At 64.7% G+C, this 17717-nt stretch carries 13 protein-coding genes and 1 riboswitch; of the genes, 7 read left to right on the top strand and 6 right to left on the bottom strand.

All coding sequences use genetic code 11. The features are described from left to right. The first annotated feature begins 8 nt into the window (after positions 1 to 8). Positions 9 to 117: riboswitch (TPP riboswitch) on the top strand. Beyond that, complete coding sequence (gene thiC, locus ACU4IU_RS06580) at positions 113 to 1921, top strand: phosphomethylpyrimidine synthase ThiC (protein WP_446656225.1); 1809 nt, start codon at positions 113 to 115, stop codon at positions 1919 to 1921. (Overlaps the previous riboswitch by 5 nt.) 212 nt (positions 1922 to 2133) lie before the next feature. Here the strand turns inward: thiC and ACU4IU_RS06585 are convergent, their stop codons facing one another. After that, positions 2134 to 3126, bottom strand: coding sequence for a TAXI family TRAP transporter solute-binding subunit (locus tag ACU4IU_RS06585; protein WP_139470334.1), 993 nt, complete (start codon positions 3124 to 3126; stop codon positions 2134 to 2136). A gap of 16 nt (positions 3127 to 3142) precedes the next feature. Further along, positions 3143 to 5497, bottom strand: coding sequence for a TRAP transporter permease (locus ACU4IU_RS06590; protein ID WP_139470335.1), 2355 nt, complete (start codon positions 5495 to 5497; stop codon positions 3143 to 3145). Between the two features lie 305 nt (positions 5498 to 5802). On the opposite strand from ACU4IU_RS06590, the gene ACU4IU_RS06595 reads away from it, so the two are divergent. Next, complete coding sequence (locus tag ACU4IU_RS06595) at positions 5803 to 6594, top strand: amidohydrolase family protein (RefSeq protein WP_139470336.1); 792 nt, start codon at positions 5803 to 5805, stop codon at positions 6592 to 6594. Between the two features lie 31 nt (positions 6595 to 6625). After that, entirely contained in the window at positions 6626 to 8392 is a 1767-nt protein-coding gene (locus tag ACU4IU_RS06600; protein ID WP_139470337.1) for an ABC-ATPase domain-containing protein, read from the top strand. A gap of 135 nt (positions 8393 to 8527) precedes the next feature. On the opposite strand, the gene ACU4IU_RS06605 is transcribed toward ACU4IU_RS06600, so the two are convergent. Continuing rightward, positions 8528 to 10984 (bottom strand): thioredoxin domain-containing protein, encoded by a 2457-nt coding sequence (locus ACU4IU_RS06605; RefSeq protein ID WP_446656226.1) that lies wholly within the window; start codon positions 10982 to 10984, stop codon positions 8528 to 8530. Between the two features lie 112 nt (positions 10985 to 11096). Between ACU4IU_RS06605 and ACU4IU_RS06610 the strand changes: the two genes are divergently transcribed. Both ACU4IU_RS06610 and ACU4IU_RS06615 read left to right on the top strand, forming a co-directional pair. Next, positions 11097 to 12161, top strand: coding sequence for a hypothetical protein (locus tag ACU4IU_RS06610; RefSeq protein WP_446656227.1), 1065 nt, complete (start codon positions 11097 to 11099; stop codon positions 12159 to 12161). Further along, on the top strand, positions 12158 to 13108 hold the full coding sequence (locus ACU4IU_RS06615; RefSeq protein ID WP_446656228.1) for a hypothetical protein: 951 nt from the start codon (positions 12158 to 12160) through the stop codon (positions 13106 to 13108). Before ACU4IU_RS06610 ends, ACU4IU_RS06615 begins: the two co-directional genes overlap by 4 nt. 27 nt (positions 13109 to 13135) lie before the next feature. Here the strand turns inward: ACU4IU_RS06615 and ACU4IU_RS06620 are convergent, their stop codons facing one another. Beyond that, complete coding sequence (locus tag ACU4IU_RS06620) at positions 13136 to 13996, bottom strand: glycerophosphodiester phosphodiesterase (RefSeq protein ID WP_259358953.1); 861 nt, start codon at positions 13994 to 13996, stop codon at positions 13136 to 13138. A gap of 338 nt (positions 13997 to 14334) precedes the next feature. Between ACU4IU_RS06620 and ACU4IU_RS06625 the strand changes: the two genes are divergently transcribed. After that, positions 14335 to 15828 carry an alanine/glycine:cation symporter family protein gene (locus ACU4IU_RS06625; protein ID WP_446656229.1) on the top strand — a complete coding sequence of 498 codons (1494 nt, stop codon included), beginning with the start codon at positions 14335 to 14337 and terminating at the stop codon, positions 15826 to 15828. 111 nt (positions 15829 to 15939) lie between these two features. Then, a complete protein-coding gene (locus tag ACU4IU_RS06630) occupies positions 15940 to 16239 on the top strand; it encodes a hypothetical protein (protein WP_446656230.1) in 300 nt (99 codons plus the stop codon). A 55-nt stretch (positions 16240 to 16294) separates the two neighbouring features. Here ACU4IU_RS06630 and ACU4IU_RS06635 read toward each other — a convergent pair whose 3' ends face one another. Both ACU4IU_RS06635 and ACU4IU_RS06640 read right to left on the bottom strand, forming a co-directional pair. Then, a complete protein-coding gene (locus tag ACU4IU_RS06635) occupies positions 16295 to 17005 on the bottom strand; it encodes a hypothetical protein (RefSeq protein WP_446656231.1) in 711 nt (236 codons plus the stop codon). Between the two features lie 226 nt (positions 17006 to 17231). After that, positions 17232 to 17639: an ectoine synthase gene (locus ACU4IU_RS06640; protein ID WP_135810511.1), complete on the bottom strand. Its 408-nt coding sequence runs from the start codon at positions 17637 to 17639 to the stop codon at positions 17232 to 17234. Between the last annotated feature and the right edge of the window lie 78 nt (positions 17640 to 17717).

The following is a 17717-nucleotide window of genomic DNA, read 5'->3' on the forward strand; positions in this document are numbered from 1 at the left end:
ACGAATGGCACGACCCCACGGGAGCCCGCTGCAAGGGCTGAGATCGGACTGGATCGTCCGAGACCGTAGAACCTGATCCGGTTGATACCGGCGTAGGAAGTGAGGACTGCAGATGACTGCATTCACCCGTGAAACACCTGCCCCTGCCACGACTTCGTCTGACGCAGATTCGCACGACCAGTTCACCCTCGAGCAGTATCCGACGCATTCGCCGGCGTGGGTCGAGGACGAGGAACACGGCATCCGCGTTCCCGTGACCCGCATCGAGCTCGAGGACGCGAACGGTCGGGCCAACGATCCCGTCGACGTGTACCGCACCGTCGGACCGGGCAGCATTCCGGAGGAGGGACTGCCCGCTCTGCGACTCCCGTGGATCGAGAACCGCCTCGACACTGAGACGTATGACGCCCGCGGCCACCGCATCGCCGATGACGGTCGTGCGGCCGTCCGCCGAGGTGCCCCGTCACAGCAGTGGAAGGGACGCAAACCGGTTCCGCGAAGGGCCAAGTCCGGCCGCACGGTGACCCAGATGCACTACGCAAGGCAGGGCATCATCACACCGGAGATGCGGTTCGTGGCGCTCCGCGAGCAGTGCGATGTCGAACTCGTGCGTGCCGAGCTCGCCGCCGGTCGCGCGATCATTCCGAACAACATCAATCACCCCGAATCCGAGCCGATGATCATCGGCAGGGCGTTCCTCGTCAAGATCAACGCGAACATCGGCAATTCCGCGGTCACCAGCTCCATCGCCGAGGAGGTGCAGAAGCTGCGGTGGGCCGCGAAGTGGGGTGCCGACACCCTCATGGATCTGTCGACCGGCAATGACATCCACACCACTAGGGAGTGGATCATCCGCAATTCGCCGATCCCCATCGGCACCGTCCCGATCTATCAGGCGCTGGAGAAGGTCGACGGCGATGCGAACGCGCTGACCTGGGAGATCTATCGCGACACCGTCATCGAGCAGTGCGAGCAGGGTGTCGACTACATGACCGTGCACGCCGGTGTGCTGCTGCGCTACGTTCCTCTCACGGCTGACCGGGTCACCGGGATGGTCTCACGCGGCGGGTCCATCATGGCCGGCTGGTGCCTTGCCCACCATGAGGAGAACTTCCTCTACACCCACTTCGATGAACTCTGTGAGATCTTCGCTCGCTACGATGTCGCTTTCTCGCTCGGCGACGGACTGCGGCCGGGTTCTATCGCCGATGCCAATGATGCCGCCCAGTTCGCCGAGCTCGACACTCTCGCCGAACTCACCGAACGCGCGTGGGCCCACGACGTCCAGGTGATGGTCGAAGGGCCCGGGCACATTCCGCTCCACCTCGTGCGGGAGAACGTCGAACGTCAGCAGGAGCTCTGTCACGGTGCGCCGTTCTACACCTTGGGTCCGCTGGTTACGGATATCGCGCCCGGATACGACCACATCACCTCGGCGATCGGGGCGACGGAGATCGCCCGCTACGGCACGGCGATGCTCTGCTACGTCACCCCGAAGGAGCATCTCGGGCTGCCCGACCGTGACGACGTCAAGACCGGGGTGATCACGTACAAGATCGCCGCGCATGCCGCCGATATCGCGAAGGGCCACCCGGGGGCGACGGCCCGCGATGATGCGCTGTCGAAGGCTCGATTCGAATTCCGGTGGCGGGACCAGTTCGCCCTCGGCCTCGATCCGGAGACCGCCGAGGCGTTCCACGACGAGACGCTGCCGGCGGAACCGGCGAAGACCGCGCACTTCTGTTCGATGTGCGGTCCGAAGTTCTGCTCGATGCGCATCTCCCAGGACATCCGCGATACCTACGGCAGCGCCGAGGCGCAGGAGGCCCTGGCGGGAATGCAGCGGAAGAGCCGCGAGTTCCTCGCATCAGGCGGAGAGGTCTACCTGCCCGATCCGACCGTCGGCCTGCGGGAAGGCTGAGTCCGGCTCCGGGCCGGATCCCGCCCGTCGGCCCTCAGAACAACGGAGGGCCGACGGCCCCGGCGAAAACTGCCCGAGGGTCGCACGGCCCGCCGTGCGTAGCGGGGTGCTCCGTTCCTCGTCAGCGTCGTTCAAGGCGGAGCGCGCCTATCGGACTGTACACAGATCGACAGACGCGCCAGGCCTTGAACGAGCGGTTGGGCAACTCGCACTTACTTATTCAGCTCGTCCAGTGCTTTCTGCGAGCCCGGGTGCAGCTTGATCGGCTCCGGCGGTTCGGCGGTGTCGAGGTTGATCTCCTTCGCCGCGGCATGCACCTTGACCAGGTCGTCCTTTTTGTCGAAGAGGAGCTTCGTCAGAGCGCAGGCCGTGCCTTCGTCCATGTCATTGCGGACCATGAGCACGTTCGGGGTGACGATCGTCTTCACCGTGTCGACGCCCTTGTACGTGTCACCGGGGATCTCTGCCACCTCGTAGACGGGGTTGATCTCCTTCATCTTCCCCTCGAGGTCGGAGATGTCGAGGATCTCGACGTCCTTGCCGTTCGAGGTGAAGAGATCGGTGACTCCTGCCGTGGGCAGTCCGCCGGACCACACCATGCCGTCGATGGTTCCGTCCTTCATCCCGTCGACGGTCTTCGACAGGTCGAGGCGCTGTTTGGTCACGTCCCCGTCCTTGAGTCCGGCCGATTCGATGAGACGGTTGGCGATGACCTCGGTGCCGGACTTCGGCGAACCGGTCGAGATCGTCTTGCCCTTGAAGTCCTCGACCGAGTCGATTTCGGCATCCTTGCGCACGACGACGTGAGTGAAGTTGTCGTAGATGCGCGAGAGCGCGGAGATGTCCTCGGCCTCCTTGAAGTCCGCATCCCCCGACACTGCGTCGGCAGCGGTATCGGCCAGGGAGAACGCGATGTCGAAGTCGCCGCTGGACAGCTGTTGGAGGTTCTGCACGGAGGCGCCGGTCTCCGACGCTGTGGCCTTGAGGTCGGAGTTGTCGGAGATCACCTGTGCCAGACCTCCGCCGAGCACGTAGTACACGCCGGTCGAGTTGCCGGTGGCGATGGTGATCTGCCCCGAGGCGGCGGTGCAGCCGTCTCCGCCTTCTGCGGCGGGCTCGGCTTCGCGCTTGCCACCGCATGAACTCATCGTCAGCACTGCGGCCAGGGCCGCAGCGGCGATTGTGAACGTCCTTGTTCGCTTCATGGACTTCGTCCCTTTCTCAGTTGGTCCCGGCCGGTGTTCCGGACGAGGGTGGTTCGGTGGAAAATCCGTCACCGGATCCGTCCGCTTCGGCTGTACTCGGGTCGACCGCATTCGCCGGTGCCTCGTCCTTCGCCGAGGCGGCCGCTCCTGTCACGGTTCCCGTCGCCGAGGCGGCCGGTCCAACCGCGGTTCCCGTCGCCGAGGAGGTCGCCGGCTTGCGTCGGAGGATGAGGTGGATGACGACGGCGAGGGCAAGGGCCGCGAAGCCGACCATCATCGACAGCGGCTGCAGGTAGAGGAGCGCGCCGGCGGCGAGGAAGCACAGGATCCGCTCGGGCCAGCCGGCGCGGCGGATGATCCATCCGCCTGCACCCGCGGCCAAGGCAGCGACTGCGCAGGCCGAGACAAGGAAGGTCCAGACCGCGCCGAGGAACCCTCCCTGAGCGACCAATGCGGCACCTTCGGGTGTGAAGGTGAAAGCCAAAGGCACGAGGAATGCGGGGATCGCGTACTTGCAGGCCTGCCACATGGTGGCGATGACGCGGCCGCCGGTGATCGCCGAGGAAGCAACCGCCGCCAGCGCGGTCGGCGGGGAGACCTCGGAGAGGACCGCGTAGTAGAAGATGAACATCGCCGCGGCCGCCTCGGGGACTCCGAGGGTGATGAGAGCTGGGCCGACGATGACCCAGCTGATGATGAACGAGGCGGTCACCGGCACTGCCAGACCGAGCACCGTCACGGCAACTGCGGCGAAGATGCAGGTGAGGATCAGGATGACCGTCGGATCATCCGAGAATGCCTGCGCTCCCTTGATGAGGATGTCGGAGATGACCTGGCCGAGCCCGGTCTTCGTGATCGTCGAGACGATGATGCCGGCGGCGGCACACACGCTCGTCACCGGCAGAACCGAGCGGATGCCCGTCGACAGGGCCCCGTAGAACACGTCCCAGACGGCGCGGAGGATCGTGGCGGGTTCGCCTCGGCGAGCGAGGATGATCTCGATGATGCCGAATCCGATGCCGACGAGCGTCGCGTAGACGACGGCTTTGAACGGTGCCATGCCGAGGGCGAGGAAGACGACGATGATACCCAGGGAGATGAAGTGGTAGAAGCCCTTTTTGAAGATCGGCCACGACCGCAGCCCCGGCGGCGGGGTGTAGTCGACTTCGATCTTCCGGGAGTCGATTTCGATGGCGAGGAAGATGCCGAGGTAGTACAGGAGAGTGGGCACGACTGCCCACAGAAGGACGAGTCCGTAGGAGACGTTGAGCAGCTCGGCGATGATGAAGGCCGCGGCACCGAGCGTCGGCGGGGACAGGATGGCGCCGATGCCGGAGGCGGCAAGCATACCGCCGGCGTTCTCCTTCGGATAGCCGGCTCTTTTGAGCACCGGCCAGGTGACCGCGCCGAGCGAGACGGCCGTTGCCGTGCCCGAGCCGGAGACCGTGCCGAGGAGGAATCCGGACAGTGCCACGGTGCGTCCGGGGGCTGCCTTGGATTTCTTGAACAGGGAGAAGCTGAGATCGATGAAGAAGCTGGCGGCGCCGGTCTTGTCGAGCACGGCTCCGTAGATGGTGAACAGCACGATGTAGGTCGCGGCCACGTCGAGTGGGATTCCGTAGAAACCGGAGGCGTCGTTGTACAGGGCGTTGACGATCTGGTCGAAGTTCTGCCCGGCATGCGAGCCCGGCCAGTTCACGGGGATATAGGAGCCGTAGTAGCTGTAGAGGAAGAAGACGATGCAGAAGATCGGCAGGATGAGTCCGGTGGTTCGGCGGGTCGCTTCGAGGATGAGCAGAAGCAGGACTCCGCCCATGACGACGTCCAGGCCGGTCAGCGAACCCTGCCGGTTGAGGAATTCGTTGAATCCGCCGGAGAAGAACGGCAGCACCGGATAAGCACAGGTGAGGAAGGTGATGACGACGAGTGCCCAATCGATGATCGACGGGTTGTCGTTCTTCGCCCGTCTCCGCTTCGGCGATGTCGAGGATTTCGCCGAGGCGACCCCCGCCTCGGTGCCGGCCCTACCCTTGCCCCCTGCGCCGTCCGTCGAAACCGCCTCGGCCGCTTCCGCGGCCTTGTCCGCCGCTTCGGCTTTGCGACCGAATCCGGGCCGATAGCAGACGAAGACCAACGGCAGCACGAAGGCGAGGAACCACATGAGGTAGAACTGGTTGCCCTGCCGCAGAGGGAAGAACACCTGGTTGAGCACGAAGAGCGAGACGACGAAGCAGACGATGCCGACGCCGAGGTCGAGTCTGCGCGTCAGCGTCCGCTGCGGCAGCTCTTCGTCGTATTGAGCGATGAGCTCGTCGACGTCGGTCTGCTGCACCGGGTCTGTCGAAGCGGCCTCGGCAGTGCGTCCGGACATCCTCATCCTTCCAAATGTTCGAAAGAGAGCAGCCGCGATCACCGTCGACCAGCGCCGCTCGATCACCTCAATGTGAACTCCCTCACAATATACCGAGGCGCTGACATGACCAGGTCTGCCGACCGCGCGTTCGAGACCCTTGATGGGATCGTTATCCGCAGTACCGAAGAATGAGAATCCCCGAGCCGCTCCCCGGTGTCCTTTTCAGCGTCGTTCAAGGCGGGACGCGCCCATCGAACGGTACACAGACCGACAGACGCGCCACGCCTTGAATGAGCAGTTCGGAGACGTTGTAGGTTGGCGGTATGAGCGAACTCCAGCGTGCCTTCGACGCGCACCTGCACATCATCGATTCGAACCATCCGCTGATCGAGAACAACGGCTATCTGCCCGATCCGTTCACGGTCACCGACTATCGCGTGCGACTGCAGAGCCTCCCCGATGTGGGAGTCGAAGTCGCAGGAGGCGCCGTCGTGTCCGGTTCGTTCCAAGGCTTCGACCAGGGGTACCTCATCGAGGCCCTGCGCCAGCTCGGCGACAACTATGTCGGCGTCACCCAGCTGCCGGATGAGACCAGCGATGATCAGATCCGACGCCTCGACGAGGCCGGCATCAAGGCTCTGCGATTCAATATCGCCCGCGGCGGTTCGGCCACCCTCGATGCCCTCGACGGCTTTGCCCGACGGGCCCATGACCTCGTCGGATGGCACGCCGAGCTCTATATCGACGCCCGCACCATCGATGAGGATCTCGCCGCACGCATCGCCTCACTGCCGGCGGTGAGCATCGATCATCTGGGCATGCACGAGGACGGACTGTCGACCCTGCTGCGCCTCGTCGAGGCCGGAGTCAAGGTCAAGGCCACCGGTTTCGGCCGTGTGGAGCTCGATCCCGCCGAGGCGATCCGTCGCATCGTCGACACCGACCCGACCGCGCTGATGGTGGGGACGGACTTGCCGTCGACGCGGGCACGTCGCCCCTTCGCCGATGCTGATTTCACGCTCCTTCGTCAGGTGCTCACCCCCACCGAGGCGGACGCCGTGTTCTGGTCGAACGCGGCCCGGTTCTACGGCGTCGAGTCCACAACCGCTGAGTAAGCATTCATCTCCCGCCAGTAGCATGAGTGAAATGAGTTCACGTCAGTCGAATCTCGCCTCTACTCTGCATAACCTCGACGGTCGCAGCTACGGCAATCTCAAGCAGATCCGCGGCCGCTACACCTTCGGACCGGTCACCGTGTTCATCGACCGGGTCCAGGCCGATCCGTTCGCCTCTCCGTCGAAGGTCCGGGTCCGCGTCGATCGTGCCGATGCGAAGTTCCCGCTCGACCTCACCACTGATCGCGCCGACCGCATCGCCGCCGCCGATTATCTGCTCCGGGCCGGCAACGGGGTGCTTGCGAAGCTCGATCAGCGCGCACTCATCCTCGGCCGTCCCGGGCAGGAGATCCTCGAGCGGACGAACATCCTCATCGATGACGCCGGGTTCGAGGCACGACTGCTCGTCAATCTGCCTGCGCGCGGCCGCCGCATCCTCGGCCATCAGGCAGCGGACATCCTCACCCGTGATCTGCCGGAATTCGCCGAACGGCTCTTCCTCTTCGACCGCTGGTCGGACGCCCCAGCAGACAGAGGAGGGAACACTCACGGCCCATCGGCCCAGGGGCTCGCCGACCACGTCCGACTGCACCGGGATCAGCTGGAACTGCGCAGCCACCTCGGCGAAGCAGGACTCATCGGTCTCGTCGGAAATGGTGCGATTCTCCCGCGGACGTCCGGGGATTCGGACCTGCCGATGAAGTCCTCCGATGCGGTTGTCTTCACCTCCCCTCTCGAACTCGAGCACACTGTCGAACTCTCCAGCGGCCGCACCGTCACCGGCATGGGCATCCCTCGCGGGGTCACCGTCATCGTCGGCGGCGGCTATCACGGGAAGTCGACGATTCTGCGCGCGCTCGAACGCGGCGTCTACCCGCATATCGCTGGCGACGGGCGCGAATGGGTCATCAGCGACCCAACTGCCACCTCCATTCGAGCCGAGGACGGTCGCGCCGTCACCGGCGACGACATCTCGGCGTTCATCAACAACCTACCCTCGGGCTCTGACACGAGATTCTTCTCCACGACGAATGCCAGCGGGTCGACCTCGCAGGCGGCCAATCTCGTCGAGGCGATCGAGGTGGGCGCGAACACCCTGCTCATCGACGAGGACACGTCGGCGACGAACTTCATGATCCGCGACGAACGCATGCGTGCGCTCATCCCCGCCGAGCGGGAACCGATCACCCCATTCGTCGACCGCGTGCGTCCGCTGCTGACCGAGCAGGGCGTGTCCACGGTGCTCGTCGCCGGCGGATCGAGTGCGTTCTTCGAAGTCGCCGACCACGTCATCGCGCTCGACGCCTATGTGCCCAAGGAAGTCACGGACCAAGCACATGAGCTCGTCGGCGTCACCGCAGCCGACCTCGAAACGGCTCCAACCGGCAGCGACCCACACACCGGTTCGGACTCCCCCGCCGCCCCCTCTTTCATCGCCGCACCGCGTGTGCCGACGGCGAAGGCGCTGCGACCGGCGTCGAAGACGAAGACCGCTCGAGCGAAGGGATCCGACCGGATCCAATTCGGCCGCGACTTCATCGACCTCATCGCCATCGCTCAACTCGTCGACGCTCAGCAGGCGTCGGGAGTGGCCGAAGCTCTCGAATACCTGGCCGAGATCTTCGACGGACGCACCTCCCTGACCGAGGCGCTGGCCGAGGTCGTGGACATGCTCGACGCTGAGGGCCTCGACGGAATCACGGGACACCGCGACCATCCGGGCCACCTGACCCGGCCGCGACGGCAGGAGATCGCCGCCGCACTCAACCGTTACCGGAGCTTGAGCCTCGAACGCTGAATTTCCGTGAAGTGACTCTCCACCATCACTATCCGGGACAACTCAATATTCCGTCGCCGATGGAATGTGGTGATTTCCCGAACAGTTCCCGATCTGCCGCCGAGGCGGCCCAACACCACCGCTGACGTGCGCGGCCTACCCGTCCAGCAGCCCAACCAGCTCGGCGGCCGTGCCGACCGGCAGGGAGCACTGCGTTCCCCGGCACACAATCGCCGTCCCCGCGGGGACGTCGACCTCCCGACCGTCCGGTCCCGGGACGCCTGTCGAGGCCGTGAGCAGAGTGAGCGACGGATGCCTGGCCGCGATGTTGCGCATTGCCTCGTCGACGGTGGCGACCCGCACGGGCGACAAGGCCCGCTCGGCCTGCCACAGCGCGTGTCCGCACCCGCGCGGAGCCTGCCCGGCCAGCGCCCGATAGACCCCGAGCAGCCGATCCCGAACCTCCAACAGCCGTCCCGTATCCAGCTCGGCGACCCCACCCGGGGACGCCGCTTCACCGGATAGCTCCCAGCCACCGAATTCCGACCCGCCAGATGTCGCAGCCTCGACGCCGAGCTCGGCGAGCAGCAGCGCTGCCTCGGCAGCCGCCGATCGTCCCGACGGCACGGTGTTGTCGACTGGGTCCGCCGACTTCACGTCGATGATCCCGTCACCGAGCGAATCGACTGCTTCGAGGACCCCGTCGCCCCGCTCGGCGGTGAAGAGGTCAAGCATCGTCGCACCGAGTTCGACCAGATCGTCCACCCGCACCGAGGGGGCCCCGTCCGGCAGCTGTCGGACCGTGATCCCAGCGGTGATGAGCTGCGCCCAATCGGCGAGCCCGCCCCGCCCTGGGCCGGCGACATCGCCGGTGAAGCTGCGCCGCACGTCGAATCCAGTCGGTCCGGCTGCGTCCACCGGCTCGGATGCCCCTGCCTGCTCGAACCGGTCGTGCATCGCCGTCCAGAATCGCACGGCGGTTTCTGCCCACCGCGCCGAATCTGCAGATTCGGCGTTCCCTGTAATCGCACCACCAGTCGGGTCCGCACTTCCCGTCGAATCTGCACCACCCGAATCCTCAGCTCCCGCGCCGGAGTACAGGGCCGCCTCGGCGAGGGCGGTGACGGCCAAGGAATTCCATTCGGTGATGATCTTCGTATCGCGGGCCGGCTGGGATCGGCGAGCGCGCATCTGCTCAAGCGCCTCGCGCTGTCGCTTCGTCGCCTCGATGTCCCACGGCGCGGGGTGCTCCGCATCGAAGGGCACATCCTCCATGCCGAGCCAGTCGATGATCCGCACCGCCGCGACCACCTGGCCGGACAGCTCTTCCCCTGCCGGCGAATCGACGAGTCCGAGAAGACCAGCCTGCCCCGCCTCCGCGAATTCTTCGGGAGTGAACACGTAGGCCGCGCCCTCCTCGGAGACTCCCGCCGAGTTGAGCGAATCCGCATCGAGGGCGGCGATGAATCCGTCATCGGTCGACAGGTCCCTGATCAGGAAGTTCGCGGTATCGGCGATCTCACGTTCGGCCAGGGCGAGCCACTTCGCCCCCGAATCCAGGGCGCGTTCGACTTTCGCCCAGCCAATGACGGCGCGCAGGTAGAGGGCGTTGTCGTAGAGCATCTTCTCGAAGTGCGGCACGAACCACTGCCGGTCGACGCTGTAGCGGGCGATCCCGCCGCGAACCTGGTCGCGCATGCCACCGGAAGCGATCCGCGCCAGTGTCGAACGCACGGCGATGAGGCAATCGAGGACGAGTTCACCGGTCAGGTGTCCGTCGGCGCCGAGCCAGCCGAGTCGTCCCTCGGCCCGGACCCGATCCATCGGGTGCTCCCCAGCCTCTCCCCCGTTCGCCGAGGTGGTTCCACCGGTTCCCGGGCGCGCCGAATCACCGTCGTCCGCCCGCTCACCCGCCGAGGCGGTCCCGCCCAAGCGCACGAACGCCGCGAGGAGCTGGAGGACGTTCATCATCGGCGGGAACTTCGGGGCACCGCCGAACCCACCCCAGGCCGGATCGTACGAATCGAGCAGCGCTGCGGCGGCGGAATCGAGTTCGTCGGGGGTCAGCGACTCCGCGGCCGCCTCGGCGGGGAGCGCACTGGTCACGGCATCGGCCATCTCGGCCAGACCACGGTCCATCCGGGCCGTCATTTGGTTGACCTCGTCACGGCGGTCCGTCCAGGTCGCTGACACGGCCGAGAGCACCTGCGTGAACGCAGGCAGATTGCCCCGCGGCGCGGGCGGGAAGTAAGTGCCGGCATAGAAGGGACTGCCGGCAGGTGTTGCGAATACTGTCATCGGCCATCCGCCCTGACCGGTCATCGCCTGCAGGGCGTTCATGTAGTAGGCGTCGATGTCCGGCAGTTCCTCCCGGTCGATCTTCACGGGCACGAACCGGTCGTTCATCATCGCCGCAACCGCTTCGTCCTCGAAGGATTCGTGGGCCATGACGTGACACCAATGACAGGTGGAGTAGCCGATCGAGATGAGGATGGGGACGTCACGGCGGGCCGCCTCGGCGAGGGTTTCCTTCGTCCACATCCGCCAGTCCACGGGATTGTCGGCGTGCGCGCGCAGGTACGGGCTGGTCGAGTCGGCGAGTTCGTTCGGCATGCTCCCAGCGTCTCACTTCGAGCGATCGCGTGCGAGGTCATCTCCCGTCGGCCGACCGAGTTCTTCTCACTCGAACCGACAAGGCGGCTGGTTTTTATGGGAGCATGGGGGCATGACCACCGCACCGAACACCGACGCCCCCGACCCGAGAACCGGCCTCGACAGTCGCAGAATGGCCATCACCATCGTTGCCGCCGTCGTCTTCCTCGTCGCCTGGATCGGTGCAGGGCTCCTCGAGGTCAAGGCTCAAGACTCCTACGTGTCGTCACCCGGTCCGAGCCTCCTGCGCCTCGCGCTCATCGCGGTCTCCGGCGCCGCCGCGATCACGATCGCCCGCGGACTTCGCCCGATCCCCCGCAACGTGTTCATCGTCATCACTGTGTTCCTCTGCGCCGTCGAAGCGATCAAGTCGATCTTCACCATCGACACGTTCGGCGCCGACACCGGCGTATTGGCCGACAATCCCGCGCTCACCACAGCCCTGGTCACCGTGAGCCTCATCGTGGCGGTGGCTTTCCCGATCGTTGTGGCACTCGCCCTGGCCGCAGTCACGGCCCAACTTGTTCCCGTCGCCGAGGCGGCCGCCCCCGCAGTCCTCCGCCGCCGTTCGCGTACCGCCGCCATCGGCTTGTTCGCCGCGACCGGGATCGTGCTCCTCGTCTGGTTGCTGCGAACCATGTTCGTCGACGCCATGTTCCTGTTCGAGTACGGTGATGCCTTCAATGCGCTGGGCGCAGCGGTCGGGTTCGTCTCCGCCGTCGCCGCCCTGCGGGTCATCGCCGAGTCTCGGTCGCTGCCGGCTGATGAACCGGCCCTCGGCTCGTCTTCGTCCGGCACCACACCGCGATCGGCTCGCACTCTGGCGTTCGTCGTCGTCGCCTGCGGACTGCACCTGTGCTGGGAGTCGACCATACTGGCAGTCGGGTACCCTCCGGCCGTCGCCATGGGATACCCGGGCTGGGTCATCAGCATGTTCGGCCTCGTCCTCGGCAGCCTCGTGCTCGCGGTCCGCACTCTCAACTGCGCTCCGGCCCACGACGTCGCCCGACCCGGTGACCGTGCCCGGCCCGGCGACACCGCCCAGTCGGACGAGACCATCGAATCCGACGACAGTAATGTGGCCAACGACAGTACTGAGGTCGGCGGCAGCGGCAGCAATCCCAGCAACGAGTCATGACCACCGCGGCGCAGCGAGGCGCTGATGCCGTCGCCGACCGAGACTCTGTCGAGCGACCGGCCCCGCTGAGCCCTGGAGACTTCTCACTGACGGTCCTGGCATTTCTCGTCCATTGCCTGTCGTGGGCGAGCGCCGCACTTCTCATCAGCGCCGATGATGTGTACTTCGCGACGGGTCCGGTCCGCGCGTGGACCCAGCTCGGCACCCTGCTCGTCGCCGGCGCATCGGGGATCGTCCTCATCCGGAGCCTGCCCCTTCATCCGCGCATTGTGCTCAGCGTGGTCACCGTGCTGCTGTTCGTCCCATCTGGAATGGCTTCGCTCGTCTCCGCTTCCGCTGGCGACTCGAATGTCGGGCAGGCGATCGCCACGAATCTCTGGTTACTGCGTCTACTGACGATCGCGGTCTTTCCGCTCATCGTTGCCGGTGTGCTGGCGACGATCCTCGGTCGAGTCCCAGAATCCGCCGGCCTTGCAAATCCCCACGCGGAGGCGGCCGAACCGACTCCACAGCTCCCACGCCATCGCCACGCCTCCCTGGTCACAGCCATCGTCCTCATCGTCTCTGCTCTCATCATTGCGGTGGCCTTCGCCTTCGAACCGTCCGTGGGCAGTTTCGCCGACGCCCCGGCCTCGATCGCCTTCCTCACCGCCTGCGCGAGTCTCACAGCATCGACCGCCGGCCTTTACAGCTTGTACTCCCTGACGCGAAACTGCATCGCCGACTCAGCACCGGGATCCTCTCCCCCGCCGAGGATCGCCCAGGTTCTGACTGCAGTCGCCGTAGTCTGCGGTATGGCCGCGTTCATGGTCTCCACTTCGAGGATGTTCGGCGACGGAGCTGACCTCTATTTCGGCCCGATCGCCGGACCGGTCGGGATGGGCGGGACGATCATTTCCAGCGTTCTGCTCTCTGTCCTCATCATCCGCCAGCCCGCCCACGACTGAGCCGACGCGGGACCTATAGAGCCTCCTCTAGAGAGCTTCGACGACCTCGACGAGGCGGTCGGGAGCGTTGGTGATGATGCCGTCGGCACCGACGTCGATGGCTCGTTCCATCTCGCCGAGATCGTCGACGGTCCACACCAAGCTGGTCATTCCGAGCTCGTGGATGGCGGTGAGGAAGTCCTCGTCGGCCGCGCAGAATTCGGGGTTGACCTGGTCGACCCAGTCCGCGAAGTCCTGGAGCTCGTCCGGGCAGGGTCGGCCGAGCACGCCGACCGGGATCTCCGGGGCGAGCGCGTGGAACTCTTCGACGAATGCCCAGTTCGCGGACTGGACGACGAGCATACCGGCGGCCAAAGCCCGGTCGAGATAGTTCGGCAAGGTGCGCAGGGCGGACAGGACCGCCTCGGCGATTCCGGGATAGAGCTCGGGATGCTTGACCTCGAGCAGCAGGCCGGTGCGAGTGTCGTGGGCGAGGGTGAGCACCTCGGCGAGACGGGGCACGCGGACACCGGCGAATTCCTCGCCCTTCCAGCTTCCGGCGTCGAGTGTGGCGATCTGGGCGGCGTTCATGCCGGCGATGCTGCGGTCTTGCCGATTCGGGTACAGGGTGCGGGCATCGGTGGTGCGATCCACGGTGGTGTCGTGCATGATCACGAGCTCACCGTCGGCGCTCATGTGGACGTCGGTTTCGATCATGTCCGCACCCTGGTCGATGCCGGCGATGAACGCGGGGATCGTGTTCTCCGGCCAATCGGCGGACGCACCTCGGTGTGCGATGACCAGGGGCGGGACCCGAACGCGGGCGGGGTCGATCACAGTGCCGGCCGCGCCGGCGCTGAGGTCGCGGGGCGAGTGATCGGAGGTGGGGGTGGCGAGGGTGATGGGCATTTCAGAACTCCTCCACGGAGACTGCGGGTGGCGTTCGGGCGCCGGATCCAACTGCTGCGCGGTGGCCGAACGATGAGTACTAGGCCGCCCAGACTAGGGGGCCCGAGCAAGTTCCGGATGATGCGCGAGTGGACGGGACATGAATCCTGACGGTGTCGACACTGGCCGTCGCCTGGGCCGATGCTGACTCGGCCGCAGGCCGACGGTGACCTTCAAGCAGGGGCCACTGCCACAGCTGCGGAACCGGAGGTGGCAGACTGGGAGTAACCACGGACGGAGTTCTCGCGTTCCGCACCTCCGATCCTCTCCAGCACAATTGCCGAAGGAGGCGCAGTTCGATGGAGATGCTCCAGAGTGCTTTCGACAGTGTCAGCACCGTATCGTCGTACATCCTCGTGGCTGTTCTCATCCCCACTGGTCTGTATTTCACCATCCGCACGGGAGCGGTGCAGGTCCGCCTGCTGCCCGAGATGTTCCGCACCCTGGTGGAGCCGGGCGGACGGGATTCCGAGGGCAACCGGAACATCTCGCCGTTCCGCGCCTTCTCGATCTCCGCGGCCTCGCGGGTGGGAACGGCGAACATCGCCGGTGTCGCTTTGGCGATCTCGCTCGGTGGACCGGGTGCGATGTTCTGGATGTGGCTGACGGCCATCGTCGGCGGCGCCACGGCCTTCGCCGAATCGGCTCTCGGACAGCTGTACAAGCTCAAGGACGGCCCGAACTTCCGCGGCGGTCCCGCTTATTACATCAAGCACGGGCTGAACATGAAGCGGCTCGGACTGGTCTTCGCCGTCATCGTCGCCATCACCTACGGCATCGTGTTCAACTCGGTGCAGTCGAACTCCATCGTCGACGCCGTCGGGGCATCCTTCGGAGTCGAGAGTTCGGACGGCGTCTTCGCTGCCGTGGCCGGCGCGATCATCGCCGTCGCCGCCTTCGCGATCTTCGCCGGCGGCGCCAAGCGCATCTCGAACATCTCGGCTTATCTGGTGCCGATCATGGCCGGCCTCTACCTCATCGTCGGCATCATCGTCGTGGTGATGAACATCGGTGCCGTGCCGTCGATGATCGCCACGATCGTCACCGATGCGTTCAGCATGGATTCGATCGCCGGCGGAACGCTGGGATCGATCATGCTCATCGGTGTTCAGCGCGGCCTGTTCTCCAATGAGGCCGGTATCGGTTCGGTGCCGAACGCGGCAGCGACCGCCTCGGCGTCGCACCCGGCCAAGCAGGGCTTCGTGCAGGCGCTGGGCGTGTACTTCGATACGATCCTCGTCTGCTCGATCACCGCGTTCATCATCCTGCTGTCGAATCCGGAGTACGGCAGCTCTGCCGAGGGCATCCAGCTCACGCAGACGGCGCTGAGCGGTCAGCTCGGACAGTGGGCGATCCACTTCCTCACGCTCGCGATCTTCCTCTTCGCGTTCTCGTCGATCCTCGGCAACTACTACTACGGCGAAGCGAACATCGAGCACCTGACGACGAACCGCGTCGCGCTGCGCGTGTATCAGGTCATCGTCATGGTCTCGGTGTTCATCGGAGCGATCGCGGCCCTCGACCTGGTGTGGACCGCGGCCGATATCTTCATGGCGATCATGGCTCTCATCAACCTCTTCGCCCTGCTGATGCTCTCGCCGTTGGTGTTCTCGCTGCTGAAGAACTACCAGCAGCAGCGCAAAGCCGGCTTCGAACCGGTGTTCCGACGCGGTGATCTGCCGACTTATCGGCGCATCAACACCGAAGTCGATGCCTGGGACGGCACCGACGAGGTGACCACAACGAAGTTCTGGCATGACCGCGGCAAGAAGGTTCGCTCCGACAACGAGTGAGGCTGCCGAACAGCAGTCGACAACGCACATCGGGCGCTCCCTTTCGGAGCGCCCGATGTGTTTTCATTCCCCAAGATCCGCAGGCAGTCCCCTGACCATAAAGAGGTCCCCATGTGTATCGATCGCGCTGAGTTGGCGAACGCCCTCGCCGAGGCGACCGGATGGTCGGTCTCGGCCGATCCCCACCGTGTGACGTTCACGAATGATGATCCGCCACAGGTCGTCATCTGGACAGTCACCGATGCTGAGATCAGTCAGATGCGATACAACCAAAATCTCACTTCCCGGGAAGCCGGGGGTCGTCAGAGCGCCGAGCTCGGAGTCTTGTGGTTTCCGCTCACGGAAGCATTGGGCCCGTTCGAGGGACCCCGAGGGCATATGGATGGGACAGATCTGACGATTCGCGAATGAAAAGGCCGGTCCGCATCGCGCTCACGTTACGGACCGACCTCTCACGCCGAGGCTGTCAGCGCTTGACTGACTTCGAAGTTGCTCCGGTGGCCCAGCTGACCTGGCTGAACGTGACACGGTAGTACCGCTTGCTCTTCGACTTCACCTTGTAGACGGCCTTGCCCTTCTTTGCAGTGACCGTCTTCAGGGTCTTCCATTTGCTGCCGGACTTGACCTGGAACTTCACCTTCGGGTTGTAACTGCGCTTCTCATCCCATTCGGGGTTGTAGTACTTCGTCGACGACGTCAGCGTGACGGTGCTGCCTTTGCGCTTCGAGGACACCGAAGCGTATGTCTTCCCGCGGACGTAGAAGTAGCCCTTGGTGTAATCGGTACGCGCGTCCCAAAAAACGTCTGAGTTGGCATCTACATATTCCATATCGACCTCAGACGGCCCAATGCGGTATTTCCCAAGCCCCGATAGATCCGGACAAATCAACCCTCGATCTTTGTCGCTCGGTGACGTGTAGTTGCCGAACATGACCGTATCTTCGGAACCGTACGGTCCCGAAATATCTGAGTCAACAGACCACGAATCGACGTTCTTCTTCTTGTACTTCAAATAGACATTGAAGTACTTGCAGTTGTCGTCTGATACGACCATGTTGCTGGCAGATAGCTTCGTCACGTCAAAGGACATCGTGACCGCCTCGGCGGATACAGCAGGACCGATGGTAAGAGCAAGGGCAGCAACGGACGCCACGAGGGCGCGCTTGAGGAACTTCATGGAGACTCCAACTGAAGATGGAATGGAAGAAGATGCCTGAGTCGGAGTCAACGAATGTGTAATCGGCAACGAGAAGTCACGAACTTGAAAGTTGTATGACCGAAGATTACCACACCTGCAGTGCGACCGGCTTCGGCTCAACTTTGCCGTCCAAGCGCACAACTCAACCACACGAAAAAGGCGGCCCGAGCGCAATGCTCGGGCCGCCTCGGCGAGGGGAACTGATTCAGTTCGCGGGTGCCGCTTCATCTTCGAGGATGAGCGGGTACACGCCGTTCTCGTCGTGGACCTCACGGCCGGTGACCGGCGGATTGAACACGCAGGCCATGCGCAGCTCTTCCTCGGCCACGACGGTGTGCTTCTCATTTCCGTCGAGCAGGTACATGACGCCATCGTGGAGCGGGTAGACCTTGCCGGTCTCCTCGTCGGTCAGCGTCCCCTTGCCCTGCACGCAGTACACGGCTTCGACGTGATTCTGGTAGTGGAACGTCGAGGTGGTACCGGCGTAGATCACGGTGTCGTGGAACGAGAAACCGACGCGCTCCTTGCCGAGCACCATGCGGCGTGAGCGCCAGGTCTCGGACTTCACATCGCGGTCGGTGTCGTTGAGGTCATCGCGGTTGACTACGTACATCTGTGGTCCTTTCGCAAAAGGTCGGTGAAAGTGTTCAGGGTGGGCCGCGGGCTTCCGTCTCACTTCGACGGCTCCCGT

It is taken from the genome of Brevibacterium sp. CSND-B09 (assembly GCF_052906525.1).

Bases quoted from the DNA above. Each gene is read 5' to 3' on its own strand.
- thiC (WP_446656225.1), top strand. From the start codon at position 113: ATGACTGCATTCACCCGTGAAACACCTGCCCCTGCCACGACTTCGTCT.
- ACU4IU_RS06585 (WP_139470334.1), bottom strand. From the start codon at position 3,126: ATGAAGCGAACAAGGACGTTCACAATCGCCGCTGCGGCCCTGGCCGCA.
- ACU4IU_RS06590 (WP_139470335.1), bottom strand. From the start codon at position 5,497: ATGTCCGGACGCACTGCCGAGGCCGCTTCGACAGACCCGGTGCAGCAG.
- ACU4IU_RS06595 (WP_139470336.1), top strand. From the start codon at position 5,803: ATGAGCGAACTCCAGCGTGCCTTCGACGCGCACCTGCACATCATCGAT.
- ACU4IU_RS06600 (WP_139470337.1), top strand. From the start codon at position 6,626: ATGAGTTCACGTCAGTCGAATCTCGCCTCTACTCTGCATAACCTCGAC.
- ACU4IU_RS06605 (WP_446656226.1), bottom strand. From the start codon at position 10,984: ATGCCGAACGAACTCGCCGACTCGACCAGCCCGTACCTGCGCGCGCAC.
- ACU4IU_RS06610 (WP_446656227.1), top strand. From the start codon at position 11,097: ATGACCACCGCACCGAACACCGACGCCCCCGACCCGAGAACCGGCCTC.
- ACU4IU_RS06615 (WP_446656228.1), top strand. From the start codon at position 12,158: ATGACCACCGCGGCGCAGCGAGGCGCTGATGCCGTCGCCGACCGAGAC.
- ACU4IU_RS06620 (WP_259358953.1), bottom strand. From the start codon at position 13,996: ATGCCCATCACCCTCGCCACCCCCACCTCCGATCACTCGCCCCGCGAC.
- ACU4IU_RS06625 (WP_446656229.1), top strand. From the start codon at position 14,335: ATGGAGATGCTCCAGAGTGCTTTCGACAGTGTCAGCACCGTATCGTCG.
- ACU4IU_RS06630 (WP_446656230.1), top strand. From the start codon at position 15,940: ATGTGTATCGATCGCGCTGAGTTGGCGAACGCCCTCGCCGAGGCGACC.
- ACU4IU_RS06635 (WP_446656231.1), bottom strand. From the start codon at position 17,005: ATGAAGTTCCTCAAGCGCGCCCTCGTGGCGTCCGTTGCTGCCCTTGCT.
- ACU4IU_RS06640 (WP_135810511.1), bottom strand. From the start codon at position 17,639: ATGTACGTAGTCAACCGCGATGACCTCAACGACACCGACCGCGATGTG.